At 70.5% G+C, this 26,192-nt stretch carries 19 protein-coding genes; 13 read left to right on the forward strand and 6 right to left on the reverse strand.

Annotated elements, in window-relative coordinates; translation table 11 throughout:
• Positions 1-142 precede the first annotated feature (142 nt).
• The 4 genes from ACOZ38_RS39125 to ACOZ38_RS39140 form a co-directional block, all read right to left on the reverse strand.
• Positions 143-2,209, reverse strand: a complete 2,067-nt coding sequence (locus ACOZ38_RS39125) for a putative bifunctional diguanylate cyclase/phosphodiesterase (protein WP_424535966.1) — start codon at positions 2,207-2,209, stop codon at positions 143-145.
• 216 nt (positions 2,210-2,425) lie between these two features.
• Positions 2,426-4,756, reverse strand: a complete 2,331-nt coding sequence (gene ligA, locus ACOZ38_RS39130; RefSeq protein ID WP_424535967.1) for an NAD-dependent DNA ligase LigA — start codon at positions 4,754-4,756, stop codon at positions 2,426-2,428.
• A gap of 283 nt (positions 4,757-5,039) precedes the next feature.
• The gene (locus ACOZ38_RS39135) at positions 5,040-5,492 is read right to left on the reverse strand and encodes a hypothetical protein (RefSeq protein WP_424535968.1); all 453 of its coding nucleotides are present in this window, start codon (positions 5,490-5,492) and stop codon (positions 5,040-5,042) included.
• Positions 5,493-5,573: 81 nt separating this feature from the next.
• Positions 5,574-6,599: a methionine synthase gene (locus tag ACOZ38_RS39140; protein WP_424535969.1), complete on the reverse strand. Its 1,026-nt coding sequence runs from the start codon at positions 6,597-6,599 to the stop codon at positions 5,574-5,576.
• Between the two features lie 185 nt (positions 6,600-6,784).
• On the opposite strand from ACOZ38_RS39140, the gene ACOZ38_RS39145 reads away from it, so the two are divergent.
• From ACOZ38_RS39145 to ACOZ38_RS39155, 3 genes are all read left to right on the forward strand, one after another.
• Positions 6,785-8,965 carry a peptidase domain-containing ABC transporter gene (locus ACOZ38_RS39145; RefSeq protein ID WP_424535970.1) on the forward strand — a complete coding sequence of 727 codons (2,181 nt, stop codon included), beginning with the start codon at positions 6,785-6,787 and terminating at the stop codon, positions 8,963-8,965.
• Positions 8,966-9,059: 94 nt separating this feature from the next.
• The gene (locus tag ACOZ38_RS39150; protein WP_405141219.1) at positions 9,060-9,185 is read left to right on the forward strand and encodes a hypothetical protein; all 126 of its coding nucleotides are present in this window, start codon (positions 9,060-9,062) and stop codon (positions 9,183-9,185) included.
• Positions 9,186-9,311: 126 nt separating this feature from the next.
• Complete coding sequence (locus ACOZ38_RS39155; RefSeq protein WP_424535971.1) at positions 9,312-9,947, forward strand: MBL fold metallo-hydrolase; 636 nt, start codon at positions 9,312-9,314, stop codon at positions 9,945-9,947.
• A gap of 7 nt (positions 9,948-9,954) precedes the next feature.
• Here the strand turns inward: ACOZ38_RS39155 and mnmA are convergent, their stop codons facing one another.
• Complete coding sequence (mnmA, locus tag ACOZ38_RS39160; protein ID WP_405141222.1) at positions 9,955-11,025, reverse strand: tRNA 2-thiouridine(34) synthase MnmA; 1,071 nt, start codon at positions 11,023-11,025, stop codon at positions 9,955-9,957.
• Between the two features lie 115 nt (positions 11,026-11,140).
• Here mnmA and ACOZ38_RS39165 point away from each other — a divergent pair, with 115 nt between their 5' ends.
• The gene (locus ACOZ38_RS39165) at positions 11,141-12,184 is read left to right on the forward strand and encodes a DUF695 domain-containing protein (RefSeq protein WP_424535972.1); all 1,044 of its coding nucleotides are present in this window, start codon (positions 11,141-11,143) and stop codon (positions 12,182-12,184) included.
• Between the two features lie 519 nt (positions 12,185-12,703).
• Here ACOZ38_RS39165 and ACOZ38_RS39170 read toward each other — a convergent pair.
• Positions 12,704-14,008: a hypothetical protein gene (locus ACOZ38_RS39170; RefSeq protein ID WP_424535973.1), complete on the reverse strand. Its 1,305-nt coding sequence runs from the start codon at positions 14,006-14,008 to the stop codon at positions 12,704-12,706.
• Positions 14,009-14,659: 651 nt separating this feature from the next.
• Between ACOZ38_RS39170 and ACOZ38_RS39175 the strand changes: the two genes are divergently transcribed.
• The 9 genes from ACOZ38_RS39175 to ACOZ38_RS39215 all read left to right on the forward strand — a co-directional run bounded on the left by ACOZ38_RS39175 (position 14,660) and on the right by ACOZ38_RS39215 (position 25,847).
• Positions 14,660-15,427: a hypothetical protein gene (locus ACOZ38_RS39175; protein ID WP_424535974.1), complete on the forward strand. Its 768-nt coding sequence runs from the start codon at positions 14,660-14,662 to the stop codon at positions 15,425-15,427.
• 50 nt (positions 15,428-15,477) lie between these two features.
• Positions 15,478-16,689: a tyrosine-type recombinase/integrase gene (locus tag ACOZ38_RS39180; RefSeq protein WP_424533566.1), complete on the forward strand. Its 1,212-nt coding sequence runs from the start codon at positions 15,478-15,480 to the stop codon at positions 16,687-16,689.
• Positions 16,662-17,618 (forward strand): tyrosine-type recombinase/integrase, encoded by a 957-nt coding sequence (locus ACOZ38_RS39185; RefSeq protein WP_424533565.1) that lies wholly within the window; start codon positions 16,662-16,664, stop codon positions 17,616-17,618. The genes ACOZ38_RS39180 and ACOZ38_RS39185 overlap by 28 nt, the downstream gene beginning before the upstream one ends.
• Positions 17,615-18,604, forward strand: coding sequence for a tyrosine-type recombinase/integrase (locus tag ACOZ38_RS39190; RefSeq protein ID WP_424533564.1), 990 nt, complete (start codon positions 17,615-17,617; stop codon positions 18,602-18,604). Before ACOZ38_RS39185 ends, ACOZ38_RS39190 begins: the two co-directional genes overlap by 4 nt.
• A gap of 156 nt (positions 18,605-18,760) precedes the next feature.
• Positions 18,761-19,954, forward strand: coding sequence for a hypothetical protein (locus ACOZ38_RS39195; protein WP_424533563.1), 1,194 nt, complete (start codon positions 18,761-18,763; stop codon positions 19,952-19,954).
• 122 nt (positions 19,955-20,076) lie between these two features.
• Positions 20,077-20,649 carry a hypothetical protein gene (locus tag ACOZ38_RS39200; protein ID WP_424535975.1) on the forward strand — a complete coding sequence of 191 codons (573 nt, stop codon included), beginning with the start codon at positions 20,077-20,079 and terminating at the stop codon, positions 20,647-20,649.
• 262 nt (positions 20,650-20,911) lie between these two features.
• Positions 20,912-23,794 (forward strand): lantibiotic dehydratase, encoded by a 2,883-nt coding sequence (locus tag ACOZ38_RS39205; RefSeq protein ID WP_424535976.1) that lies wholly within the window; start codon positions 20,912-20,914, stop codon positions 23,792-23,794.
• Positions 23,791-24,939, forward strand: a complete 1,149-nt coding sequence (locus tag ACOZ38_RS39210; protein WP_424537169.1) for a lanthionine synthetase C family protein — start codon at positions 23,791-23,793, stop codon at positions 24,937-24,939. Before ACOZ38_RS39205 ends, ACOZ38_RS39210 begins: the two co-directional genes overlap by 4 nt.
• Positions 24,936-25,847: a thiopeptide-type bacteriocin biosynthesis protein gene (locus tag ACOZ38_RS39215; protein WP_424535977.1), complete on the forward strand. Its 912-nt coding sequence runs from the start codon at positions 24,936-24,938 to the stop codon at positions 25,845-25,847. Before ACOZ38_RS39210 ends, ACOZ38_RS39215 begins: the two co-directional genes overlap by 4 nt.
• The last annotated feature ends 345 nt before the right edge of the window (positions 25,848-26,192 follow it).

Here is a 26,192-nt window from a genome sequence, read left to right on the forward strand (position 1 = left end):
AATTGGACAGTGTCATCCTAGGGCGAGTGACCGAACGTGGCCGAACCATTAACCATGGTTCTCCGAGGCCATGAGCGCGTCGGACGTCCGTGGGCCCCCCGTCGCCGGGGATCTCCACGCCCGCACCCGCCTGACCGGGGCCCTAAAGGGTCGTGACCTCGGCGGACTCGCACCTGCCGTACGACGGCTCGCAGAGCCGCTCGCGGAGCCAGGCGGTGGTCTCCGAGGCGGGCATCGGCTCGGCGAACCGCCATCCCTGGCCCGAGTCGCAGCCCATGTCGCGAAGGCGCTGGGCCACCTCCTCGTTCTCCACGCCCTCGGCCACCGACCGCAGGCCGAGCGAGCGCACGAGGTCGACGATCGAGCGGACGATGCGCTCGTCGTCCACCGACTTCCCGAGCCGCTGGACGAACGACCCGTCGATCTTCACCTCGCACACCGGGAGGCGCTGGAGCCGTACCAGCGAGGAGTAGCCGGTGCCGAAGTCGTCGAGCGCGAGCGGGATCCCGAGCGCGACCAGCGCGTGCAACGAGTCGGAGGTGTAGGCCTGGTCGGTCATCAGGATGCGCTCGGTCACCTCCAGCTGGATCGCCTCGGCGGGAAGCCGCAGGCGGTCGAGCCCCGCCTCCAGCTGGTCGGGGAGCGCCGAGTCGAGCAGGTCGCGGGCCGACACGTTGACCGAGATCGGCACCTTGAGCCCGGAGTGCCACCAGTAGGCCGACTGCTCCAGCGCGGCGTCGATCACGTGCTCGGTGATCTGGCGCATGAGGTACGACTGCTCGGCCAGCGGGATGAAGTCGGCCGGGGACACCGGCCCCCGGTCGGGATGCCACCACCGCAGCAGCGCCTCGACGCCCTGCACCGCGCCCGACGAGAGGCTGACCTTGGGCTGGTAGTGCAGCTCCAGCTCGCTCCCGCCGACGGCCCTGCGCAGGTCGCCGAGGAGGTTGAGCCGCTCGGGCGAGTTGCGGTCCTTCTCCGCGAGGTAGACCTCGACCCCGGTGCGGCCCTCCTTGGCGAAGTACATCGCGACATCGGACCGCTGGAGGAGCAGCTCGAAGTCGGGCGCGTGGTCGGGGTACAGCGCGATGCCGACCGAGGCGTCCAGGTCGAAGGTCATGCCCTCCAGCCGTACGGGCTGGGTGAGCGCGGCCCTCAGCCGGGCGGCCACCTCGCGGGCGGCGACGGCGTCGCGCACGGTCGGCAGGAGCACGGCGAACTCGTCTCCCCCGAGCCGCGCCACGACGTCGCCCGGCCGCACGCTGTGGGTGAGCCGGTGCGCGACGATCTGCAACAACCGGTCGCCCACGGGGTGGCCGAGGGTGTCGTTGACCTCCTTGAACCGGTCGAGGTCGAGCAGGAGCAGGCCCACCCGCACGTCCTCGCGCGCCTCGGCCAGCGCCTCCTCGGTACGAAGGATCAGCAGCTTGCGGTTGGGAAGGGCGGTGAGCCCGTCGTGCATGGCCTGGTGGTCGCGGCGCACCGACAGCGAGGCGGTGAAGTACATCGTGGCCAGGGGGGCGACGAACAGGGGGACCAGGGCGGGCGAGTGGCTCATGACGACCACGACCGGCGGGGCGAGCCCGAGAAGCGCGGTGTAGACGAGGCTCTGGTGCCCGATCGTGGTGCGGACCACCCGGAGCAGCGGCCTGCGCTCGTGCAGCGCCACGGCCCCGCAGACCAGGACGCCGCGCACGACGAAGTAGGCCACGGCCGCGAGCGCGACCGCCGTTATGTCGGTGCCCTCCGGCACCCAGGGCGTGGCCGGATTGGGATGGTGCCCGAAGGCCGCGAGCACGACCGCCGCCGCGGTGGAGGCCAGCGAGACCTGCGCGACGTTGAACACCGTGCGGTGCCAGGCCCTGTGGTGCGAGAGGCCGTTGACGACCAGCCCGAGCGAGTGGATCAGCACCGCCACCGACAGGCCGTGGTACAGCAGCACGGCGAAGGTGAACAGCGTCGAGGTGGCCGTGCCACCGGCCAGGCGCGAGGTGGAGACCACGATCGGCCGCAGCTCTCCCAGCACGACCAGCACCACGAGCACCCAGAACAGCGGGGTGCGCGTGAGTGCGGCCAGCTCGCTGAAACCGAGCCGAAACTCCGCGACGAGCAGCGCCACCAGCCCGGCGGTGGCGACCCCGGTCAGGTAGGTCCAGAGCGGGGAGAAGGGCCGAGGTGCGGTGTCGCGCGTGTCGGATGGGTCCGTCATAGGCAAGTAAACCCCCAAGAGGTCACTATGGGAGGGTACGACCTCTGGGCCACTTCGCGAAACCGGTTGGGCACGTTCCGTCACCGATAATTTCGGCGTTCCGGCTCTTCCTGTTCGTGACGAGCGACGATCACGGATGACAAAATTTTCATGAAATATCCGTCTAGGCCCGGAAACGCGCGGATCAAGCCCGGATGGACGCCATGACGGGTCCCGCTAGGCGGGCTCGGGCGAAGATCCTCCCGGCTCGGCGGGCACCTTCTCGGGCTCGGCGGAGTCACCTTCGACGATGGCGGTCCCACCCCCGGACCCGGCCGTCTCGCCCGCGGCCCCGTCGGTCCCGCTCCCGGACTCGGCGGCCCCGCTCCCGGGCTCGGCGGGGGCCTCTTCTGCCGGGGTGACGGCCTCGGGGCCCTGGTCGAGGAGGGTGTGGAAGCCCGCTTCGTCCAGGATGGGGACGCCGAGCTTCAGCGCCTTGTCGTACTTCGAGCCCGCGTTCTCGCCGGCGACCACGAAGGCGGTCTTCTTCGACACCGAGCCGGTCACCTTCCCGCCGCGGCTCTGGATGGCCTCCCCCGCCTCGTCCCTGGTGAAGCCCTCAAGCGTGCCGGTCACCACGAGGGTCAGGCCGGCGAGGGTCTGCGGGCCCTGCCCGGCCGGGGGCTCGTCCTCCATGCGCACCCCGGCGCGGCGCCAGCGCTCGACGATCTCGCGGTGCCAGTCTTCGGCGTACCACTCGTGGATGGACGCGGCGATGGTCGGGCCGACCCCCTCCACGACGGCCAGTTCCTCGACCGAGGAGCCGAAGATGCGGTCGAGGGACAGGAACGCCGAGGCCAGGGCCTGCGCCGCCGTCGGGCCGACGTGCCGGATGGACAGGGCGACCAGCACCCGCCAGAGCGGCTGGGACTTGGCCCGCTCCAGCTCCTCCATCATGTGCTCGGCGTTCTTGCTCGGCTCGCCGCTCATGTTGGCGAAGAACGTGACGACCTTCGGCTCTCCGGTCTCCGGGTCGGTCTTGGGCAGGCCGGTGTCCTGGTCGCGCACGACGGACTTGATCGGCAGCAGCCGGTCGATCGTCAGGTCGAAAAGGTCGGCCTCGGTGCGGACCGGGGGCTCCTGATCCAGCGGGGCCGTCAGCGCGGTCGCCGCGACGTAGCCGAGGCCCTCGACGTCGAACGCTCCCCGGCCCGCCGCGAAGAAGATGCGCTCACGCAGCTGCGCCGGGCAGGAGCGGGCGTTCGGGCAGCGGATGTCGACGTCCGCCTCCTTCATGCGCCGCAGCTCGGTGCCGCACTCAGGGCAGTGGGTGGGCATGACGAACTCGCGCTCGCCCCCGTCTCGCAGGGCGGCCACCGGCCCGACGATCTCGGGGATCACGTCGCCCGCCTTGCGCAGCACCACGGTGTCGCCGATGAGCACGCCCTTGCGCGCGACCTCCGAGGAGTTGTGCAGGGTGGCCCGCTCCACGGTGGACCCGGCGACGACGACGGGGTCCATCACGCCGTACGGGGTCACGCGGCCCGTGCGGCCGACGCCCACCTGGATGTCGAGGAGCTTGGTGTTGACCTCCTCGGGCGGGTACTTGAACGCGATGGCCCACCGGGGCGCGCGGGAGGTGGAGCCGAGCTGCCGCTGCAGCTCGATCCGGTCGAGCTTCACCACGACGCCGTCGATCTCGTACGCGGTGTCGTGGCGGTGCTGCCGGTAGAGCTCGATGAACTCGTCGATCTCGGTGAGGCTCCCGACGACCCTGTAGAGGTCGCTGACCGGCAGCCCGAACGCCTTCAGCCGCTCGTAGACGCCCGACTGGGTCTCGGGCAGCGGGGCGCCCTCCCAGGTGCCGACGCCGTGCGCGATCATGCCGAGCGCGCGCTGGGCGGTGATGCGCGGGTCCTTCTGGCGCAGCGACCCGGCCGCCGAGTTGCGGGGGTTGGCGAACGGGGCCTTGCCCGCCGCCACGAGCTGCTCGTTGAGCTTCTCGAAGCCCTCGACCGAGAGGTAGACCTCGCCCCTGACCTCCAGTAGGTCGGGCACGTCGTCACCGGTGAGCCGGTGGGGGATGTTGGCGATCGTGCGGACGTTGGCGGTCACGTCGTCGCCCATGCGCCCGTCGCCGCGCGTGGCGCCCCTGACCAGCCTGCCCTTCTCGTACACCAGGGCGATGGCCAGGCCGTCGATCTTCAGCTCGCACAGGTAGGGCCCGGGATCGGTCTCGACGAGCCGCTCGGCTCGGGCCTGCCAGCCCGCGAGGTCGGCGTCGTTGAAGGCGTTGTCGAGGCTTTCGAGCCGCCGGAGGTGCTGCACGGGGGTGAACTCGGTGGAGATCGGCGCGCCGACCTTCTGCGTCGGCGAGTCGGGAGTGCGCAGACTCGGATGCGCCTCCTCCAGCTCGCGCAGCTCGCGCATCCAGGCGTCGTACTCGCCGTCGCTCACCGTGGGCGCGTCGAGCACGTAATAGCGCCAGTTGGCGTCGTCGGCCAGCTCCGCCAGCTCGGCGTGGCGCTCCAGTGCCCCCACCGGCACGCCCTCGACCTCCGCAGCCATGCCCGTTCTCCCCTCATCAGTCGAACCCAAGGAGAACGCTACGGCCAGCGACGAGTGCTCGCGCCTCCGCAAATGCGGTCTACCTGGGGAATCGTTACTTCCACCATGCCATCCAGCACCGACATTTCTGTACGAAAAGGACCGTCGCCGTCAACATCCCGCGTATCGCTCTCATGGGACAGAACACGCGAAACGCCGACCACCCTCGCGAGGGTGACCGTCCCCGCGGGGAACGGTCATCTCGTGACGGCGGCCGGCGTGAGCGGAGCGTCCCGGCCGGAGGTCAGCCGCCCTGGGCCCAGACGCCTTCCCACTGGGAGCACTTGCCGGTGATCTTCTTGGACGTGCCCCGGCAGACCTTGGCCGTGGAGCTCAGCATGTACCCGGCGTTCACGCGGAACGACAGGGTCCGTGACTGCGAGCAGTTCTTGAAGGTGGCGGTGCGGTACTTCCCCTTGTCCGTCAGCCACTTGATCTTCAGCCACGAGCACGTGCGCGCGCCGCCCGCGTCGTACAGGTCACCGGTGATCCGCAGGCCGGAACTGGTCGAACGGATCTTGCCGCCCGCCCATCCCTTGTGATCGGACGAGGCGGTGGGGCCCCAGGACCATGATTCGGCGGCGGATGCCCGGGTCGTGGTGGAAGCGCCCGCCGAGGCCGCCGCGGCGGCGGGCAGGCCGAGGCCCAGAGCGGCGGCGGCGGTGAGCCCGAGCAGTGCGCGAAGACCGGTACGCATGACTTTCTCTCCTGAACATGTGGTCGGTTACCACCTCAAGAGATAGAGCAGCGTCCTTGCAGCGGACTTGCACGGAAGCCACTATCGGCCGCGCTCCTCCCCGCCGCGGTCGTCGGGGTCGTCCCGCAGCACGCGTGCCGCCTCCCGGCAGCGGGCGAGCGCGGCCCGCGCGTACGCGGGAGAGGCTCCGGCGAGCCCGCACGACGGGGTGAGCACGACCTGCTCGGCGAGCCGCGAGGGGTCGAAGCCGAGCCTGCTCCACAGCTCGACGGCGGGCCTGGCGATCACGTCGACGTCCGCGAGCTTGGTGTCCGTGCCGGGGACGACGCCGAGGAAGAACGCCGTGCCGGCCTCGATCGCCTCGCCGAGACGGTCCTCGTCCCGGCGGCGCAGGAACCGCGCGTCCAGCGAGATGCCGCCGAACCCGGCCGTGCGGAGCACGCCGAAGGGCAGGTCGGGCGCGCAGCAGTGCACGACGGTGAAGGCGCCGGAGGGCAGCACGGCGCGGAGCCGCTCGGCGGCGACCGGCGCCTCGACGGCGGCGAGCCTGCCGAACCCCGAGGCGGTCGGCACGGTGCCGGCGAGCACCCCCGGCAGGCCCGGCTCGTCCACCTGCACCACGACCTGCGCGCCCGGCACTCGGGCGCGCACCGCCGCGACGTGCGCGGCCAGGCCCTCGGCCAGCGAGTCGGTCAGGTCGCGCACCGCTCCGGGGTCGGCGAGCGTCTTGTCGCCGTAGCGCAGCTCGATGGCGCCCGCGAGGGTCCACGGCCCGCACACCTGGATCTTGAACGGTCCCTCGTACCCCTGCGCGACCTCCTCCAGGACGTCCAGGTCGCGGGTCAGGTGGTCCCTGGCACGGCGGAAGTCTCGCCCGGGACGGTCGGCGAAGCGCCAGCCGGACGGCTGCACCTCAACCGGAAGCTCCACGAGCAGGGACGCGGTGCGCCCGACCATGTCCGCGCCAACTCCCCGGTCAGGCAGCTCCGGGAGATACGGCAGGTCGGGAAGCTCCCCGAACACCATGCGCAATGCCTCCACATGGTCATCACCCGGGTGGGAACCCACCCCGGTGGCACTCGCCGCGTTCCACGGAAACTCGCTCACAAACCGCAAGCTTAGAAGCGCTTCGAGGGCAGGCCGCACGGGAGACCATCCGCCAGGCGCAGCGCCCTGCAAGCCGATTCCAAGAACACCCGCCTATCTCTGGTCGTTGCCGGGGTTCCCGCCAGCGACGGAAAGCCGCTGCCGCGGGCCACCGGCACCTGTCACGACGACGAGAGGGAGCCCACGTGAGCCGCCGTATGCGCGTCGTGCGGCAGAACATGCTGACCGACTGCGGCCCCGCCTGCCTGACCATGGTGCTGGACCACTACGGCCTGCGCACGACGACCCGCGAGGTGACCGAGAGGGCCGGCGTCTCGCGCGACGGGCTGACCGCGAAAGCCCTGGTGGCGGTGGCCAGGGAGTACGGCATGGACACGGTCGCGCTCAGGATCGCGCCCGAGCGCATAGGAGAGGTGACCCTCCCCGCCATCGCCCACTGGAATCCCGCGCACTTCGTGGTCGTCGAGCGGGCCGGGCGCGGCCACGTGACGATCGTGGATCCGGCCCGGGGCCGCCTGCGGCTGACGGCCGCCGAGTTCACCGCCGGGTTCAACGGGGTCGTGATCGTGCCCACGCCCGGCCCCGCCTTCCGTCCCCGGCGCCTCGACCTCCCCACCCGCCCATGGCGGCGCAGGATGCCCGCGGACGTCCTGCGGCGCTCGCGCGGCCTGGTCGCCCTGGTCCTGCTGGCGTCGCTGGTGCTCCAGGCTCTCGGCCTCGTGCTGCCGCTGTCCTCCGGAGTGATCGTCGACCGGATCCTGCCCTCGGGCGGCACAGGACTCCTGCCCCTCGTCGGGGCGGGCATCGCCGTCGCGGCGGCGACCCAGTTGCTGCTGAGCTACCTGCGCGTCAGGATGCTCACGGCGCTCCAGGTCAGGGCCGACCGCGACCTGACCACGGAGGTGGTGCGGCACCTGTTCGCCCTGCCGTACCGCTTCTTCGCCCAGCGGGGCACCGGCGACCTGGTGACCCGGATCCAGGGCGTCACGGCGATCCGGGAGCTGGCGACCGGCCAGGTGCTCCCGGCGATGCTGGACGGGCCGCTCACGCTGGTGTACGTCGCGCTCGTGACCGTGGGCGATCCCGTGCTGGGCGGGTGCCTGCTCGCCGCCGTGGCCGCGCACGCCGTGCTGCTGTTCGGCAACAGGCGCCGTACGGCCGCGCTCATGCAGCGGCAGCTCGCCACCCAGGCCGACGCCCAGGGGCGGCTCATCGAGTGCATCAAGGGGATCGAGTCGCTCAAGGCCATGAGCGCCGAGTCCCGGGTGATGGACCGGTGGTCCACGCTCCTCACGGCGCAGCTGGCCGCCGGAGCGAGGAGCACGACGGCGATCGGCGGCATGGCGGCCGTGCAGAACGCCATCCACCTGGTGACGCCCATGGCCCTGCTCTGGGTGGGAGCCTGGCGGGTGATCGACCACAGCATGACCCTCGGCACGCTGCTCGCGCTCAACGCCATCGCGCTCGCCACCGTCACCCCGCTGAACTCGCTGATGAGCGCCCTGCAACGGCTGCAGGTCGCCGGAGCGGCGATCGGCAGGCTGGCCGACATCCTGGACAGCGACCCGGAGAGCGAGACGGGGGCGACCGGGCGGGACGCGGTCGCGGCGTGGCCTGCGGGCCTGCGGGGAGGCGTCGAGCTGCGCGGAGTCGGCTTCCGGTACGACCGGAGAGGCGCCTGGACCCTCCGCGACGTCTCGCTCAGGGCCGAGCCGGGCCAGAAGATCGCCCTGGTCGGCCGCTCGGGCTCGGGGAAGAGCACCCTCGCGAGGATCCTGCTCGGGTTGTACACGGCCGAGGAGGGCGAGGTGCGCTACGACGGCGTGCCCGTGGCGGCGGCGGACATGCCCGGGCTGCGGCGCCGTTTCGGGGTCGTCACCCAGGAGCCCGCGCTGTTCACCGGCACGATCGGGGAGAACATCGCCCTCGGGGACCCGTCGGCCCCGCTGGAGCGGGTGATGGCCGCCGCCCGGCTGGCCTGCGTGGATGAGGACGTCGCGCACCTGCCCCTTGGGTACGAGACGCCGCTGTCGGAGGGCCACGGCCTGTCCGGAGGCCAGCGCCAGCGGCTCGCCCTGGCCAGGGCGCTGCTCACCGAGCCTCGGATGCTGGTTCTGGACGAGGCCACCAGCCACCTCGACACGGCCACCGAGGCCGGCATCGAGGCCCGGCTGTCCGGGCTGCGGCAGACGCGCATCGTGATCGCCCATCGGCTCAGCACGATCAGGGACGCCGACGTGATCCTCGTCCTGCGCGAGGGACGGATCGTCGAGCGCGGCCGGCACGAGGACCTCATGGCGCTCGGAGGCGAGTACGTGACCCTGGTCGAGGGCCAGAGCCTCGCGGGGGCCGGGAGGGCGACATGAAACCGTTCAGCCTGATCCAAGCCGATTCCAAGCGCGGCCTCATATCTCTAGTGACTGTTGGGGCGTTCCCAACGGCAACGAAAGGAGGGGCAGCGTGAGCAACCCGGAGAACATCGGGCAGGTGCTCGACGAGAACGAGCTCGACAAGCTGAGCGGTGGCCAGGTCAGGGTGGACGTCGGCATCTACATCGACCCGCCCGGCATCTGCGTCTCCGTCTGAGGCGACCCGGGGACCGGGACCTGATGCCCGGGAGCCGGTGATCCGTTCACAAGAGGGCCTGGAGCGTGGTCGCCGCTTCAGGCCCTCCGGTCCATCGGCGGACGAGGCGAGGGCCATGATGGACAGATGAAGCTCACCAAACACGGCCACGCGTGCGTGCGACTGGAGAAGGACGGGGCCACCCTCGTCATCGACCCGGGTGGCCTCACCGAGGAGTCCGCGCTCGACGGGGCGGACGCCGTTCTCATCACCCACGAGCACTTCGACCATCTGGAGGTCAAGCGCCTCGCCGCCCTCGGTCCCAGCGTGCCGATCTGGACCTGCGCGGCCGTCGCCAAGCAGCTCGAGGGCCTGAACGCCAAGGTCGGCGTCATCGGGGACGGCGACTCGTTCACGGCCGCGGGCTTCGAGGTCGGGGTGATCGGCCGGGACCACGCGGTGATCGCCTTCGACGTGCCCGTCGTGCAGAACGTCGGCTTCCTGGTCGACGGCGAGGTGTTCCACCCGGGCGACGCGTTCACCGTGCCGGGACAGCCCGTGGGCACACTGCTCACGCCGACCAGCGGCCCGTGGATGAAGGCCCCCGAGATGGTGGACTACCTGCTGGAGGTGGCGCCCAAGCGCGCCTACTCCATCCACGACGGCCTGTACAACGACATCGGGCTGATGCTGGTCGACGGCATCCTCGACCGCCGCGGCAAGGCGCAGGGAGGCGACTTCCGCCGCCTGAGGACGGGCGAGAGCGTGATCCTGGGCGGTTGACCCCAGGTCAGGAGGACGAGGCGATGGTGGCGGAGCCGAGGACGGTGTCCCCGCTGTAGAGGACGGCCGCCTGGCCCGCCGCCACCCCGGTGGCCGGGCTGTCGAGCTCGATGTGGACCACGCCGCCGGAGAGCTGGGCGCGGCAGCCGTACACCTCGCCGTGCGCCCGGAGCTGCACGTGGCACGCCATCGGCTCGTACGGCTCGCCTGCCGGGCCGTTCCAGACGGGACGCTCGGCCACGATGGAGCTGACCGCCAGGGACGAGCGCGGGCCCACCGTCACGGTGTTGGACACCGGCTCGATGGACAGCACGTAACGCGGGCGGCCGTCGGAGGTGGGCCGGTCGATGTGCAGGCCCTTGCGCTGGCCGACGGTGAAGCCGAAGGCCCCGGCGTGGGTGCCGACGACGGCGCCGGTCTCGTCGACGATCGGGCCCTGCTCTGCGCCCAGCCGCTCGGCCAGGAAGCCGCGGGTGTCGCCGTCGGCGATGAAGCAGATGTCGTGGCTGTCGGGCTTGTCGGCCACCGCGAGACCTCGGGCGGCGGCCTCCTCGCGGACCTCGGCCTTCGTGGAGCCGCCCAGCGGGAAGATCGCGTGGGAGAGCTGCTCGCGGGTGAGCACCCCGAGGACGTACGACTGGTCCTTGCCGGGGTCGACGCTCCTGCGCAGCACGCCGCCTTCGAGCCGGGCGTGGTGGCCGGTCGCCACCGCGTCGAACCCGAGCGCCAGCGCCCGGTCGAGCACGGCCTCGAACTTGATCTTCTCGTTGCAGCGCAGGCACGGGTTGGGCGTGCGGCCCGCGGCGTACTCGTTGACGAAGTCCTCGACGACGTCGCGGTGGAACCGCTCGGCCATGTCCCAGACGTAGAAGGGGATGCCGATCACGTCGGCGGCGCGGCGGGCGTCCCTGGAGTCCTCCAGCGTGCAGCAGCCCCGCGCGCCGGTGCGGTAGGACTGCGGGTTGGCGGACAGCGCGAGGTGGACGCCCGTGACGTCATGGCCGGCCTCGGCGATGCGGGCGGCCGCCACCGCGGAGTCGACGCCGCCGGACATGGCGGCAAGCACACGAAGACTCATAACACTGTCGAGGTTACCCCGCCCGGCGGTACCGGCGGGCGTGCGGGAGATCCCCGCCCGCCGGGAGCCGGTCGGCGTTGGCACAGGCGCCGGACACCTGGGAGGATCGAGTGCCATGCGACTGTTCGGGCGGAGAAGCGAGCCGGGTGAGCCGGACCAGGTGATCGCCGGCTTCTGGGCGTGGTGGGCAGAGGCCCGGCCGAGGATCGACGCCCTGCTGGAGGCGGGCGACACCACGGGGCTCGCCGAGGAGCTCGCCCCGGCCGTCGACGCCCTCGATCCGGGCCTGGTGTGGGACATCGCGCCCGGCGGCGCCGCGCGGCAGGCCCTGGTCGTCTCGGCGGCCGGCAATCCCGAGCTCAGGCCGCTGGCCCACCGCTGGGCGCTCGCCGCGCCTCGGGCCGACGCTGTGTGGGAGTTCCATCCGTCCCGGCAGGCCAACCCCGGCGCCACCGACCTGACCCTCGATGTGGGCGGGCGCGAGTTCGCGCTCGACAAGCTCGTGCTCGGGCTGCGGGTGCCCAACGGCACGCCCCGCATCGACGTCACCGCCTATCACCCGATATTTCCTGACCTGGTGGACGAGACCCGCACCGAGGCGGCCGTGCTCGCCCTCGACTGGCTGCTCGGGGAGGACGAGGTGGCCCGCTGGGTGGGCGACATCGTCGCCGCCACCTTCCAGCCCCTCGACGCCGTGCCCGCCGTGCACCTCCCCGCCGTGGTGGCCGACCTCGCCTCCGAGTACCCACAGGGCCAGTGGGCGCTCATGGAGGGCCAGACGGCCGGCGGAGCGCGCCTGATCGCCACCGCGCGCTATCCCCTGCGCCCGGTCGACCACCCGCTGTTCGACCAGCACATCGCGATCACGCTTCCTTACGCGGAGGCCGGCGACGACGGGCTGCCCACCGGGGGGTCGGCCGCCGCGCTCCGCGAGTTCGAGGAGCGGCTGGCCGAGCGTGTCGACCGGCTCGGCGGCACCGCCGTGCTCGCCGTCCACGTGAGCTCGGAAGCCACCCGCGTGCTCCACGTCTACGCCGACCCGTCGAGCGACGCGGCGACGCGGATCGGGGAGCTGGCCGCGAGCTGGAAGGAAGGATCGCCCGGCGTCGAGCTGGCCGCCGACCCCGGCTGGATCGCGATCTCCCCCTTCCTGAGCTGACCCACGTCCCGAGCCGACCTGACCTTCCTGCCTAGCCTGGCCCGGGCGGGATGTCCGAGCAGCAAGGCGCGGCCCACCGACTACACCGGCGACGAAGAGGAGTGAACATGCCGAGGACGCCGAGGGACTGGGCCGACCTGGAGCAGGAACTGCATGAGGCCGGCGTCTCCCCTTCCGTGATCGAGGAGGGCATGAGAAAGCTCCTCGCCGACGCGCGCGGCCATCAGCTTGCCGAGGCAAGCAACTTGGACACGGACAGAAGGACGTCGCCAGCGCCATGGGTGTGAGCGTTGCCCGTGTCTCACAGATCGAGCATGGCGAGGTCACGTCCCTCACTACCCGCAGCCGGAGTGCCCCTGCTACGCCTGCTGGCCGAGGAATCCGGCGCACGCGGCCAGTCGCCCAGCTTCCGGCCCGCTACCGGCGGAAGATCATCTTTCGCAGCGACGGTGCGGACGCTACCCAGGACCTCTTCACATGGATCAAGAAGACCGCTGCCCGGGACGGCTACACCTGGCACTACAGCGTCGCGAGAAACCGGTCCGCGTCGCCTACCTGCGGTTCGGCCCGGTACGGCACCCACGCGGCGCGCAGCGCCCGCAGATGCCCCGTCACCCGGGCCGAGGACACCGAGACTAGGTCATCGCGTAGGCCGAGCACAGTCACCGCCGCGGCCTCAGGCTCACCGCGCTGGAGTTGGACGTTCGCCAAGCGAGCACCGATCAGCGTACGGGCCCGCCGCTCGACCGTGCGACGCGATCCCGCCGACGCGGCGAGATGCCCCTCGGCCGAGGGGAGATCGCCCAGCGCTGTCAGGGTGAGACCTGCCTGGTGCTCCAGGGACTCCCGGCGGTAGGCCCCCGCCCATTGGGACTCAGGGATCGAGTCCGCCCGCTCAAGGTCCCTCTCGGCGAGCCGGAGCAGATTCCGCGCCTGGCAACGGTTCCCCGCAGCGGCGTTGGCTTCGGCCCGCATCCCGGTGATCCACGCGCGGGTCCGAGCCGGGCAGCCTTGACGGAGCCCCGCTGCGGCGGCGTCCGCCAGGGCCAGTCCCTGGGTGGCGTGGCCGAACTCGACCGCCTGCACCGCCATGGACCGCAACCCGGCCGCCCGGACCAGCGGGTCCGCGGCTTCCTCGCCCAGGCGTACCGCCTGCACGTAGTACCGCTGAGCGAGCCCGGCCGCACCCGCGTCCGCAGCCATCCACCCCGCCAGATACGCCACCTCGGCGGCTGCGCGGAACAGATCAGGCCGGGCCTTGCCCGTGGCGCCCCTCAGCAGAGGCGTCACCTCGTGGGTCAGGTAGGCGGCGACCGCCGCTCGGGCGTGTCCGCCGCCATACAGTTCGTCTGCGTCAGCCAGGCGGCGGGTCATCTCACGGATGCGGTCGACATCCCCCGGCCCTGCCCGGCGGGTGGCGCCGGCGCGTTCCCCGGCCCACGCTGGGCTTTCGGGGAGTCCGAGGGCGGCGAGCGAGTACAGGCCGGCCGTCAACGCCGTACGGCGATTCAGCATGTCGTCCTCCCCGAGAGCGGCCAGCACCGCGACGGGATCCCCCTCCCAGGGGTCAACCGGATCCAGGCTGGTGCATGGCCAGCCCAGATCGGCCGCCGACACGTCCCGGCCGAGCCTGCGCGTGAACGCCTGCGTTGCGGCTAGGACCGTGTCGGATCGGGGTACCGCCCCTGTCAGCCAGTGTGCCACCGCGGTGGCGCCGTGGAGCAGAGGCCGCCCGGACTCTCGGCCTGCCTCGTTCACCGCCCGCGCTACGGCGGCCATGCTCCACCCGGCCTGCCCGATGGCGTCAGCCAGGCCGGTGTTCACGATCGGATGTTGCCGCTTACGTGGCACTCTTCGCCCACCCTCGCCAGCGAGCATCTGGACCCAGAGCTGTACGGCTCCCACCATGCGCTCAAATTCAATTCGATTCAATACCCCGACCTATTGCGAACGCAGCGTCGCGGCCCTTCACTGTCAGTGAGCAAGGCGCGAAGCAGGGCCAGGGGAATCGCACCGCCCCTTGACCCGGCCCGGGTTGACGTCGCCCGTGGCGACATCCGAGGAACAGCGATCCGCATAGTAACGCTTGGAGGTCAGATGGAGACCGGTTCTTACCGAAAGGCGCCCCCCGGGCGTTCCGGGGGTGTGAAAGGCCCCGTCCTGGAGTTCGCCCCTGAGGAGATTCCGGGCGTTCGTCCGGGGTGTCGAGCGCGGCGAGTTCGACGTGACGCCCGGGCGGGCCGCTGAAGTGCCGTGCCGTCAGTCCGAGCCCCAGAAGGGGGCACACCTCACACCTGCGTGCCGTGGCGGAGAGTCAGCCGCGAAGGTGGAAGGTTAACGCCAGCCAGCAAGGCCTGCAGTGATCGACCACATACATCCGGCTTTGGGCTGGCCGTCGAGTTTCATCCCGTCACCGGATCCCCCGGTGGCGCCTTTGGGGGGCTGCGGCGGCGGCCTGGCCAGAAAGAAGGCACCATGTTGGACACGATGAGCGCCGATGAGCTTCGCGGCGCGCTGGCCGAACAGGTCGCGGCCCGGCACCAGGCGCTGGGCTTGGTGCTACCGGCCGAGATCGACAGGGCGCTGCGGACGGTCCCCCGTCACCTGTTCACGGGCGACGCCGAACTTGAGGCCGCCTACGAAGACACCGCGATCATCACCAAACGCGACGAGCGGGGAATCTCCGTCAGCTCGGTGTCGGCCCCGTGGCTCCAGGCGATGATGCTGGGCCAGGCCGAGCTCAAGCCCGGCGACCGGGTGCTGGAGATCGGCAGCGGGGGTTACAACGCGGCGCTGATCCGGGAGGTCGTCGGACCGACCGGCTTGGTGACCTCGGTCGACATCGACCTTGAGATCACCGACCGCGCCAAACGGTGCCTGGCCGACGCGGGCTACACCGACGTAGACGTGATCCCCAAGGACGCCGAGTTCCCAATCGAACCCGGCCGGACGTTCGACGCGATCATCGTCACGGTCGGGTCATGGGACGTCCCCCCGGCGTGGCCGGCGCAGCTCGCCGAGGGCGGCCGGCTCGTCGTCCCCCTCCGCACCAAGGGCATGACCCGGTCCTGGGTGCTGGAGCGCCAGGGCACCGCCCTGGTGAGCCGGGGCCAGCAGACGTGCGGGTTCGTGCCCTTATGCCGACATCGGCATAACGCGACTTATGAGGACCTCGTCGTTATGGGGAACTGGCCGGGATGGCCCTGTCGCTTTAGGTGTTCCTCTGATCACATATCGGCATAATCGGGGGTTGGCCTGCGTTATCTCTTCGATTCTTGACTGGAGGGATGGGCATGGTGGATCTGTCGGGTGTTGCTGTTTCGGGGCCGTTGGCCCCGTATGCCGAGGGTTTCGCGGTCGAGTTGGCGAGTGGGGGATATGCGGCCAGTACGGTGCTGCATCACTACCGGCTGCTGGGGCATGCGAGTCGTTGGCTGGAGGCCCGGCGGCTGGAGGCCTGTGCGCTGAGCGTGGAGGTGGCGGAGCGGTTCCTTGCGGAACGTCATGCCGTCGGTCATCTGGCCGCGTTGAGGATCGGCTCGTTGGAGCCGCTTCTGGGGTATCTGCGGTCGTTGGGGGTGGCCGGGGTATCGCCGGTGGTTCGGCCCGCTGGCGCGGTCGACGTCGTGCTCGCGCGTTTCGCCGACTATCTGGCTGGTGAGCGGGGGCTGGCGACGTCCACGGTCGAGATCAGGGTGCAGCTGGTCCGGCGATTCCTGACGGGGCTCGCCAAGGGTGGTGAGCTGGACTTGTGGTCCTTGACCGCTGAGGAGGTGGCCGCGTTCGTCGTGGGTGAGTCGCGGGAGCGGCCCGCGTCGCTGCCGCCGACGGTGACCGCGTTGCGGTCTTTGCTGCGGTTTCTGCATATCGACGGCGCGATCGCCGCCGGGCTCGCTGACGCGGTGCCGACGGCCAGCGGGCGGAGGCTGGCCGGTCTGCCCAAGGCGCTGACCGGGGACCAGGTCGCTGCCATGCTGGCGACCTGCGACAGGGCGTCCGCGGTCGGAGTCCGCAACGCGGCCATCTTGACGGTGTTGTCTCGTCTGGCCCTGCGGGCCGGTGAGGTCGCCGCTCTCCGGTTGGAGGGTGTCGACTGGCGGCGCGGAGAGATCAGTATCATCGGCAAAGGCAGCAGGCACGAGCGGTTGCCGCTCCCCGACGACGTCGGCAGTGCGATCGTCTCCTACTTGCAGGACGGCAGGCCCGAGACGGATCAGCGGGCGCTGTTCCTTTGCGCCAGAGGGCCGTTCCGGCCGATGAGCCCGGACACCGTCAGCAACGTCGCGGCGCTCGCCGCCCGCAAGGCGGGGCTGGGGATCATCCGCGCGCACCGGCTGCGGCACACCGCCGCGACCGCGATGCTGGAGGCGGGCGGGTCGCTCGCCGAGATCGGGCAGGTCCTCCGCCACCAGCACGCGGCGACGACCGCCATCTACGCGAAGGTCGACATCACGGGGTTGCGCAAGGTCGCCCGGTCGTGGCCCGGATCGGAGGCCGCCGCGTGACCGCCCTGCGCGAAGCCCTCGCCGACTATCTCGCCGTCCGCCGCGCCCTTGGTTACAAACTGGAGCGGGCGGAGAAGCTCATCGGCCAGTTCCTGGACTACCTGGACGAGCGGGACACCGACACCGTCACCATCGAACACGCCCTCGGCTGGGCGACCGAGCCGTCCAGCGCTGACCCTTGGTGGTGGGCACTGAGGCTGAACGCGGTCCGCCCCTTCGCCACCTACCTGCACACGCGAGACGCACGCAACGAGGTCCCGCCGAAGGGCCTGATCGCATACCAGCAGCCACGAGCGACACCATATTTGTATTCGCAAACCGAGATCGGTGCCCTGATGGAGGCAGCCGCTCACCGGCCCCACCCCATGAGCGCAGCCACCTACCCCGCCCTGATCGGAACCCTTGCCGTCACCGGGATGCGGATCGGTGAAGCGCTCGCCCTGGAAGTCCAGGACCTCGACTCCGACCAGGCCATCTTGACGGTCCGGGACGGCAAGTTCGGCAAGTCCCGGCTCCTGCCCCTGCACCCCACCGGCCTCCACGCGCTGCTGGACTACCAGCGGACCCGAGACCGGCTCCTGCCGGTCAGAGCCTGCGACAGGCTGTTCGTCTCCTCGGTCGGCACCCCGCTGGACTACTCCTGGGTCCGTCGCGCGTTCCGGGCGATCACCCAGGACGCCGGCATCGCGGTCCGCTCCGCGTCCTGCCGACCCAGAATCCACGATCTTCGGCATTCCTTCGCGGTCGCGACGCTGCTGGACGCCTACCGGCGTGGCGACGACGTCCAGGCGCTCCTGCCTCGCCTCTCCACCTATATGGGACACACCAACCCGAAGAACACCTACTGGTATCTGTCGGCGGCTCCAGAACTCCTCGCCCTGGCCGGTGAACGCCTGGAACACCATCTGACGATCGGAGACGCCGCATGAGCACCCTCGCTCCGGCCCTGCAAGCGTTCTTCACCGACCGGCTGATCCGGCAACGCCACGCCAGCGACCACACCATCGCCGCCTACCGCGACACCTTCAAACTCCTGCTGGCCTTCGCCGAACCCAGAACCGGCCACGCGCCCTCCGAACTACGCATCGCCGATCTGGACGCGCCCGTGATCGGCGCGTTCCTCGACCACCTGGAAACCGAACGAGGCAATGGCGCCCGCACCCGCAACGCCCGCCTCGCCGCCATCCACTCCCTGTTCCGCTACGCCGCCCTCCGGCACCCCGAAGACTCCGCCGTCATCCAGCGCGTCCTGGCTATCCCCACCAAACGGTTCGACCGCGCCATCGTCACCTACCTCACTGACCCCGAGATCGACGCCCTGCTCGCAGCCCCCGACCAGACCACGTGGACCGGACGCCGCGATCACGCACTGCTCGCCCTCGCGATCCAAACCGGCCTGCGCGCCACCGAACTCACCACTCTGACCAACAGCGACGTCCACCTCGGCACCGGAGCGCACGTCAGCTGCACCGGCAAAGGCCGGAAACAGCGCGTCACCCCCCTCACCAACGCCACCGCCACCACGCTGAAAAGCTGGATGAACGAACGCGAAGGGCCCCCCACCGACCCGTTGTTCCCCACCCGGACCGGCACACCCATGAGCCGCGACGCCTTCGAACGGCGAGTCGCCAAACACGCCGCAACCGCCGCCTTCTCCTGCCCCGCCCTCGCCGAAAAGAAGATCTCCCCGCACACACTCCGCCACACCGCAGCCATGCGACTGCTACACGCCGGAGTCGACACCACCGTCATCGCCCTCTGGCTCGGCCACGAAAGCGTCGCCACCACCCAGATCTATGTTCACGCAGACCTCGCCCTCAAAGAACGCGCACTCGCCCGCACCACCCCAACCGGCACCACGCCCGGCCGCTACCAACCCACCGACACCATCATCGCCTTCCTCAACAGCCTGTGATTACGCGGCTCTTGTGACGCTTCTGTGGGTCTGGGCGCCTGAAAAGGCTCTTCACAGTTGGGGTGTGATGAAGGTCAGCGCGGCGTTGGCCCGGGATGGGAGACTTCGACCACCCCGACTAACCTCACCTGCGAAGAGCCATTTTGGGAGCCGACGATGGATAGCGAGATTCAGTTGATCAGCGACGGCGACGGCCTGGTGGTCACCGGCGATCCGACGGCTGTCAAAGAATTCCTCGTCTCGGAGGGCCTGTGGTCGTCGTCGAAGGACCTCGGACAGCGACTCAAGTCCGTCCTCGGTACAGGGGCCGTAGTAGCGCAGGCAGGTTCCGAGGTTGCCGCCAACTCAGGCCGCTGGCTGAAGACGACTAAGGAGTCAGCACACCTGATCAACAAATGCGGGCTGAGGAAAGCCATGAAGACGGGGAACCCCACAGGTGTGGTCCTGGGAAAGAAGGGCGGCCAGATCGGGACATTCGTCGAATTCGTGAAGGGTCCCAGCTCGCTGCTGAACCCGGCGATGCTTTCTGGTGTCGCGGGGATCATGGCGCAGGCTGCGCTGCAACAGTCCATGGCCGAGATCACCGCCTATCTCGCCAGGATCGACGAGAAAGTCGACGACGTGCTGCGCAAGGTCGATGGCACCGTGCTGAAAGACATGCGCGGAGCGCGCACACTGATCGGGCGTGCCACGACCATGCGGGAGTACGAGGGCCGGGTCACCGACGACTCGTGGTCGACGGTGCAGGATGCGCTGGGGAAGATCGCGGGCGTCCAGGAGTATGCGTTGCTTCAACTGGAAGCGATCGCGGAAAAGATGGAGGGCAAGACCAAGATTCGCGGCCTTGCCAAGGCGGCCGAGGAGGCGGAGCGCGAGGTCAAGAAGTGGCTCGCGGTCCTGGCTGAATGCTTCCAACTGCAGGACGCGTTCGATGAACTCAACCTCGACCGGGCGCTGGACAAGTCTCCGGAGGAGCTGGACGCGCGTCGGTGGGGACTGAAGGCTGACCGCCAGAACCGGCTGGAAGTCATCTCGCAGAGCACAGAGTCTCTCTTGGCCCGCATGGATGTGGCTGTCGGCACGGCCAACGCGAAGGTGCTGCTGCAGCCGGCTCCGTCCCGGGCTGTGGTGGATTCAAGCAACCAGGTTGCGACCGGCGTCCATGACTTCCGCGGGCTACTCGGGATCGAGTCCGGCCGCCAGTCATTTGAGAAGAGACGATGGATGGACGCGGCCGCGGAGGCGAGGGACAAGGCGCTCGAGAAGGCGGGACCCGCGGCGGCCGCCATCGCCGTCGTGAGCGTCGCGATTACCCTCAAGGTCTTCCAAGACCGGGGGGAGGAAAGCTGAGTGAGGGCTCCGGCCCACGGATCAGTGTCAGGAGAGCAGATTATGCCGACAACGATCCACCCCCAACAGCGCCCCTCAAGGCCGCCAGCTCCGACATCGGCGTAACGCCACGATCCCCATAAGTGCCCATGCAGGGCGCCGGAGCCCACAGGGGAACCGGGACCCCGCTGCGGGACGATGACGCGGTCGGACTGTGGCAGGACGAGCGGGAGAGCGTCGAGGTGGCGGCGTTGTCCGGCGTCTTGGACCTGCCTCGCGCCGAGGTGTGGACGGGCATCACCGTGGGCGCGAAGACTTCGTTCAGCGACCAGGATCTGTGGCTCGCCGCGACCCTGCCCGGCTTCTGCTTGATCACCGCGTCACAGAAGGCCATCGACGACGGCACTGTGGCGCTGCCGTGGCCGTACGGCACGCCGGCGTTCGTGGACGGCCCCAACCTCGCCTACCGCGCCAAGCCCCGCCCGGTCGGCGACAGCGGCGAATCCCGCGAGTTCGGCTCGTTCGCGCACGGCCCGCAGGCAGAGCGGTCCGCGCGGCTACTGGCCGAGCAGATCGCCGCGTGGGACCGAGCCGGACAGCCGAGCCCTCGCCTGGAAGTCCACCCGGTCGGCACGCCGGACGCCGACCTGCCCGACGGGTTCGTGCTGGAAAAGAAGCACTCCCGTCTCGTGATCTCCTGGCCGACGGCCAGGTAGCACCGCCCAACCTTCCGAACCGAAAGGATCTTGTTATGGAGCCGACCGACTTCCGCCTCGACGTCCGCCTAGCTGCTACCGGCCCCGCAGTCACCCGGGTCGACACCGAGGACTGCACCAGCGACAACTGCGGTACCACCCCGGGCAGCGCCGGCGTCGCCAACTGCTAGACCTCTCCGGGTGTTCCCTGCCCCTCCGTTCGGGCCGGGAACACCCCCGCTCCGAACGGAGGACCAGAGTGCATCAACCAGGCTTTCGAGCGGTGGACGCCGCCGTCATTCGCGTCGCCGCCTACCCTGACGACCTGGTCCTCCCGCCCTGGCCAGACCTCACCAACGACGACGTTGCCGGGCCGGCGGACTGGGTCCGCCAGGTCTGGCCGTTGGCGGGCGTGGCCGACGTAGTTGAAGTAGCGAGCCCTGACCTGGCTCGCGCCCTCACTGCGTTCTGCGAGAACCCCGGCGGGTTCAAGCCGCGCCAGATCCGCCGCGCGGCCGAGGCGCTGATGCGTTATCTCCTGCGGTGGAGGAGCCGGGCCACACCGTTCGGCTTGTTCGCCGGAGTCGCCCCGGTCGATCTGGCCCCTACAGCGTCGGTCCTGTTCGGTGAACGGCATGCCGCCGTGCGCCAGCCGGATTCCACCTGGCTCACGGAGGCGATCAGCGCCCTGGAGAGCCAGCCGGAACTGCTCCGGCAGCTGCCGGTCATGGCGAACAACGTGGGGTTCGCGCGGGGCGGAGATTGGGTGGTGCCGTGCCAGGCGTCCGCCGAGGGGCCGGTGTCGGACGTGTCTGTGCGCTACACCGCAGCGGTCCGCATGGCCCTCCAGGAGGCCAGGACCCCGGTTGCCTTCGGTGATGTCCTGGCGAGGCTGACCGCCGAGTCCCCCCAGACACCGGTCACGGTCATCGAGGGCATGCTCACCGAGTTGGTGCGCCTGCGGATCCTGCTCACGGGCGTGCGGCCCCCGATGACCGCCACCGATCCCCTGGCCTATATCGCCGCCCAGCTCGACGGGTTAGAGACCGCCCCCGCCACCCCCGACCCAGGCCGCCGCCTGGCGGTCGGCCTGCGGGTGGACTGCTCGATCAGCCTCCCGCCCATCGTGATCCGTGAGGTTGAGGCAGCCGCCGCGATTTTAGTCCGGGTAGCCCCGGGGCGGCCCGCTTGGCAGGCTTACCACGCCGCGTTCGTTGACCGTTATGGCCCTGGCGCTTTGGTCGGGGTCCGGGAGCTTCTGGACCCCGACAGGGGGCTGGGCTACCCCGCAGGGTTCCGGGGCTCGCTCTACAAAGACGACCCGCCTCTGGCGCGCAGGGACGTCGCGTTGGCGGTTCTCGCCCAGAAAGCCGCCCTGGACGGTTGCGCCGAACTGGTCGTTGACGAGGAGATGGTGGCCGAGCTGGAGAGCGGCGGCGGCGCCGGGACAGTCCCTCACACGGAGTTGCGGGTCAGCCTGAACGCCCCCACCACGGCCGCGTTGGACGCCGGGCACTTCACCCTCACGGTGGTCTGCGCGTCGCGGCACGCCGGGACGTCGGTGGGCCGGTTCCTGCATCTGCTCGACGCCGATGAGCGGGGCCGCATCGTCGAGGCTTACCGTGGCCTTCCGACGGGCACGGCAGGCGCGATGGCCGTGCAGCTGTCCAGCCCTCCGCTGTCCGCCCGCGTCGAAACCCTCGCCCGCATCCCCGACGTCCTGCCGGTATTGCCGCTTGGGGAACACCGCCACCCGCTGGACTCGGCGGTCGACCTCGACGACCTGGCGGTGACCGCCGACGCCCGCCGTTTTGTCCTGGTGTCGCTGTCGCGCGGGCGCGCGGTCGAGCCGCTGATGTTGAACGCGGTCGACCTGCGCCACGGCGCCCACCCGCTGGCCCGGTTCCTGTGCGAGGCCAGCACCGGAACGTCCGCGCCCTGCACCCCGTTCTTCTGGGGCCGTGTCGCCGACCGGTTCGCCTTTCTGCCGCGCGTACGGTACGGCCGCACGGTGCTCAGCCCGGCCCGGTGGAACCTCGCCGCCGCGACCCTGCCCGCCCCGGCCGCCACCACTGGGGAATGGGTACGGGAGTTCCAGAAGCAACGGCACTCACACCGCATCCCGGACTCGGTGCGGCTCGGCGACGACGACATTCTGATCCGCCTGGACCTGACCCAGGGCGCACACCTGGCGCTCCTGCGCCGCCACCTGGACCGGACCGGCACGGCGGCGCTGGCCGAGGACGGAACCGACTACGGCTGGATCGGCGACCGCCCCCACGAAATCGTCGTCCCCCTCGCCTCCACCGCGCCGCCCCGCCCCTTGACGCGCCCGCTGCGGCCCGAACGGATCTACCACGGCCCCGGCCACCTGCCCGGGGACTCCCCCTGGCTGTGCGCGAAACTGTTCGGGCACCCGGGGCGCCAGACCGAACTGCTCACCACCTACCTACCGGCCCTGCTCGCCGAGTGGGAGCATGGCGCCCCCGACGACTGGTGGTTCATCCGCTACGACACCCCCACCCCGCACCTGCGGGTCCGGTTGCGCCTGCACAACGGAGACCTGTACGGGCCCGCCGCCCGCTCAGTCGGGCAATGGGCGCGCGAGGTCGGCCGTGCCGGGCTGCTCCGCGATTTCACACTGGACACCTACCGGCCCGAGGCCGGCCGGTTCGGCACGGGCCGGGCTCTGGCCGCGGCGGAGGACGTGTTCGCCGCGGACTCCGCGGTCGCGGTCGCGCAGCTGCGCACCACAGCGAACGCCCAGGCCGCGACCGCGAACAGCCTGGTCGACCTCGCGGCGGGTTTCCTCGGCGCCGACGGGCCGCGCCGACTCGTGGAGCACATCACCCACGGCGGGGCCCCGGCGCTCGATCGGGGGGTGCTGAGGCAGGCGCGGCGCCCAGCGGACGTTCCGCCGGGGGTGTTGGAGCGGCGGCGGGCGGCGCTCACCCGCTACCGGGCGCAGCTCGACGCCCACGACGCCCACACCGGCATGGGCGACCTGCTGCATCTGCACCACGCCCGCATGGTCGGGATCGACGCCGAATCCGAGCGGATCTGCATGCGGCTGGCCCGGGCCATCGCCCAGGGCCTGATCGCACGAGAAGAAAGGAGCGGTCCATCGACATTCACAAGCGAGCCCGCCGCCACGCCGACGACATAGCCCAGCAGCTCAGGGCGCCTCGCCCGGTCGGGCCGCCGGCCCAGTCACTCAGCGGTGGAGCCGCCGGGATCGCGCTCCTGCACATCGAGCGGACCGCCACGGGCCTGGCTGGGTGGCAGGACGCGCACGACTGGCTGGCCGCCGCGACCCAGGACGAACTCTCCATCGGCGCCAGCGCCTGCCTCTACCATGGGGCGCCCGCGCTCGCGTTCGCACTCCACCCCGCGCGCCAACCCGGGTACGAGCCCGCGCAAGCGGGCCTGGACGGGGGCGTGGCGGCCGTCACTCGGGACCGGCTCAACGCCGCCTATCAGCGTCTCGCGCGCCGCGACCGGCCCGCCCTCGCCGAGTTCGACCTGATCAGCGGCCTGACCGGTCTGGGCGCTCACCTGTGGAGACGCGACCCCGGCGGCGACCTGGTCAAGGAGGTACTGGCCTACCTCGTTGCTCTCACCGAACCAGTGGACGGCCTCCCGGGCTGGTGGACGATGTCATCGGCCAGGCGCGCCGCCGACGACCCGCCCGGCGGGCACGGCAACAACGGGATGGCCCACGGCATCTGCGGGCCGCTGGCCTTTCTGGCTCTCACCGCCCGAGACGGCCTGGTCGTGCACGGCCAGCTGGAGGCCATCGGCCGCATCTGCGCCTGGCTGGACGACTGGCAGCAGGACCACCACGGCGACCCCTGGTGGCCCGAAATGGTCACCCTTACAGAACTCCAGCAGGGGCGGAGCACCCAGGCCGAGCCGCTGCGCCCCTCCTGGTGTTACGGCACCCCGGCAATCGCGCGCGCTCAGCAACTCGCCGCCCTGGCGACCGGCGACACCGCCCGCCGGCGCACCGCCGAATCCGCCCTGACCGGCTGCCTCAACGACCCGCACCAGCTCCGGCGGATCGTCGACCGCGGCCTCTGTCACGGCACGGCGGGACTGTTCATGACTGTGAACGCCTTCGCGGACGACGCGCTCGCCCCCCACGACCTGCCGCTCCTCCGCGTCGCCGAACTACTCCTGGACAGCCCCTCCGCGGCCGACACGCCACCCGGGTTCCTGACCGGATCCGCGGGCTACGGGCTTGCCCTCCATTCCCTCGCCCACCGTGCGACACCCGCCACCTCCTGGGACGCGTGTCTTCTGCTCCGATGACCAAAAGAGAGGTACCTGTGCGGCCTGTTCACTGGCGGCAAGCCAACGTCACCTTCGCCGACCGCGGCGACGCCGAACACCTCGCCGTGGCGCGCGTCGGCCCGGTCCTGCGGGACGCCGAGGGCCGCGGGCTCATCTCGGCTTGGTTCTTCATCCGCAAGGAACAATGGCGGTTCCGGTGGTTGCCCACCAGCCCCACAGCCGCCGACACGGTACTCCACGCCCTGACCGGCGCCGGCGAGGGCATGTCGTGGAGTCCTAGCGTCTGCGAGTTGGAGCCTGTCGCCTTTGGCGGACCCGCAGGCATGGACGCCGCGTGTGCCCTCTTCCACGCCGACAGCCACCAACTGCTGCGCTGGCTTGAGACCGGCCGGGCGCTTGGGCGGCGGGAGACGTCGATTCTGCTGTGCGGCGCGCTGCTGCGCGGCGCCGGTCTGGACTGGTTTGAGCAGGGCGACGTGTGGGTCAGGGTCAGCGACCTCCGGCCGCACCGGAACGCCATCCCCGCCGACCCCGAGCGCGTCCAGGAACTCCTCGACGCGATGCACACCCTCATGGCCGTCGACGCCCGAGGCCTGTGCAACCCCGCGAAGGGCGGGCCGCTGGCCGGCTATGAGTCGTGGATCTCCGCATTCGAGAAAGCCGGCCAGACCCTGGCCGCTCTGAACCGCCACGGCCAACTCGAGCGCGGCCTGCGGGCCGTCCTAGCCCACCACCTCATCTTCCACTTCAACCGTGCGGGGCTGAGCGGCGCGGACCAGAAAACCATGGCCGCTCTCGCGGTCGAGGTCGTCTTCCACAGCCCCCGAACCCCTCTAGAAAGGCCCACGGACAAAGAGGCCGCATCACCGAGGGTGGCACCGGCATCCTCTGCTTTTGGCCTTCGGTGCGGACGTGACCGTACCTGAGCACGATCGCGCGTCAGGGTCGGTGTGGACGTGCGACTCGGCGGAAACACCGTCCAGGACGAGCATCGGTTCATGGGGCAGCAGAAAGCCGAAGTTGGGCGACCGCTGCGCCAGCTCCTCGATATGCGTGCTCATCCTGCCGGACCCACCTGTTCATCGTCATCCGTGATCAACAGAGCCTTGCAGGTTATCTCAGTTAATTGTCCGGATCTAGTGATAAATCGGTTTTGATTCCGACCTCACTGCAAATGCCACGGCATATGTGCACATGGCCGAGGCAGGCAATGAATAACGGCCATCCATATATCTCTATTACGGGCGGAAGCGGCGACACGCCGAGCAAAT

It is taken from the genome of Sphaerisporangium viridialbum (assembly GCF_049674955.1).
GTDB classification, from domain to species: domain Bacteria; phylum Actinomycetota; class Actinomycetes; order Streptosporangiales; family Streptosporangiaceae; genus Sphaerisporangium; species Sphaerisporangium viridialbum.